At 69.9% G+C, this 1,856-nt stretch carries 3 protein-coding genes and 1 pseudogene; all 4 read left to right on the forward strand.

Annotation, left to right across the window (positions count from 1 at the left end):
• Positions 1–404, forward strand: a pseudogene (locus ON23_RS38885) (hypothetical protein); the annotation flags it as partial.
• The gene (locus ON23_RS22015) at positions 401–973 is read left to right on the forward strand and encodes a DNA-3-methyladenine glycosylase I (RefSeq protein WP_039780486.1); all 573 of its coding nucleotides are present in this window, start codon (positions 401–403) and stop codon (positions 971–973) included. The pseudogene ON23_RS38885 and the gene ON23_RS22015, both read left to right, overlap by 4 nt.
• Positions 974–1,152: 179 nt before the next feature.
• Positions 1,153–1,320, forward strand: a complete 168-nt coding sequence (locus ON23_RS37010; RefSeq protein WP_064902036.1) for a DUF3117 domain-containing protein — start codon at positions 1,153–1,155, stop codon at positions 1,318–1,320.
• Positions 1,321–1,461: 141 nt separating this feature from the next.
• Positions 1,462–1,856: putative RNA methyltransferase (locus ON23_RS22020; RefSeq protein ID WP_373282215.1), on the forward strand; the 395-nt coding region annotated here is incomplete at its 3' end.

Consider the following 1,856-nt stretch of genomic DNA (forward strand, 5'->3'; position numbering starts at 1 on the left):
CCGGCGTTGCCACGCCCACCGGGCCCACTGCCGGTGAGCCGGGCAACATCGGTCAGGCCCACGACACACTCGGCAGTGTCCCTTCACCGACCGGCAATGCCACCTCACCCACCGATGCCACCGCGCAGGCCGCCGGACCGGCTCCGGGATCCGACCGGCAGGGGTTCACCCCGCGGGCCGCCACCGGGAGTGACGCCGTGGCGCCGACCGGTCCGGCGACCGAACACCGGCCCGGATCGGAGCCCACAACCGAACCGACAGCGGCTGGAACCACCGGTTACATCGCCGCCCCGGGGCCGGAACAGAACTCCGGATTCGCCCCGGCGACGGAGGCATCCGCGACCGGGTGGGCGCCACCGCCGTTACCGGGCGATCCCCCTTCGCCCGCCGGAGGACTCCGATGAGCGTCGAGGCGGTAATAGACGACGGGAAGGTGCGCTGCGGCTGGTCGCAGTCGTCGCAGCTCTACCGGGATTATCACGACACCGAGTGGGGCCGGCCGCTGCACGGGGACGATGCGCTGTTCGAGCGGATGTGCCTCGAGGCATTCCAGTCGGGGCTGTCGTGGATCACGATTCTGCGCAAGCGGCCTGCGTTCCGGGCGGCGTTCGCCGAATTCGCCATCGACCGGGTGGCCGAATTCGGCGACGACGACGTGGAACGGCTGCTGGCCGATCCAGGCATCGTGCGCAATCGCGCCAAAATCCTCGCGTGTGTCGCCAATGCCCGGGTTGCGCGGGACCTGAGCCCGGGGCTGGACGAGCTGCTCTGGTACTTCGCGCCGCCGGCTCGCCCGCGCCCGCGCGCGCTGTCCGACGTGCCCGCCGTCACACCCGAATCCGTAGCTCTCGCAAGAGAACTCAAGAAGCGCGGGTTCCGGTTCGTGGGCCCCACCACGGCCTACGCATTGATGCAGGCGACCGGAATGGTCGATGACCATCTGGCCGATTGCTGGGTCGATCTGCGGCGTTGATCGCGCGCCACGCCGGTCGGTTTTCGAACTCAGGTACCCGGCCGCTTCGCTGATAAGGAAGAATAGGCGTGGTGCAGCCCACCGGACATGCCTGTCGCGTCCGGCGGCTGCCTGTTGGTGACAACACATTAGTTCCGAGAAGTGCGCAGCAGACCGCGCGGATCTGGAGGGAGCAGAGGATGGCGGCCATGAAGCCCCGCACCGGGGACGGTCCCCTCGAGGCAACCAAGGAAGGGCGTGGAATCGTCATGCGGGTTCCACTCGAGGGTGGCGGGCGTTTGGTCGTCGAGCTCACGCCGGAGGAAGCGGCAGCTCTCGGTAAAGAGCTCACCGCGGTGACCAGCTAGCCGCTCGACCCAACGAAATACACCGGTGATGAAATTGCCGGAGCGAACCCGCGCGCGCAGATCCGGCCGGGTCACCGGCCGGATCTGCGCCCGTCGCGTCGGCTACCTCGACCGGGCGGCCGTATCCGCCGCACGGATCACATGAACGGCCGGGACGGCGAGACGCGCGAAGCGACCCCCGGCCCCGTGCCGAGGACGCCCACCGTCCACGCCACGCCCCTGGCCGCGATCGCACCCGCGCTGGCCTGCCCCGAATGCCGGGCGGGCGTCGTGCTCCGGGATCGGCGCCTGGTATGCGAATCCGGCCACAGCTTCGATCTCGCCAAACAGGGCTACGTCAGCCTGCTGACCGGCGCCGCGACCAAGATGACCGGCGATACCGCGGACATGTTGGACGCCCGGGCCCGGTTCCAGAGCGCGGGCCATTTCGGCCCGATCGCGCGCGCCACGGCCGAGGCCGTGGCCGACGGCGCGCCGACCGGCATGATTCTCGAAATCGGCGCCGGCACCGGCTACTACCTCGCGGCCGGGCTCGA

It is taken from the genome of Nocardia cerradoensis NBRC 101014, assembly GCF_000308535.1.
Lineage (GTDB): Bacteria > Actinomycetota > Actinomycetes > Mycobacteriales > Mycobacteriaceae > Nocardia > Nocardia cerradoensis.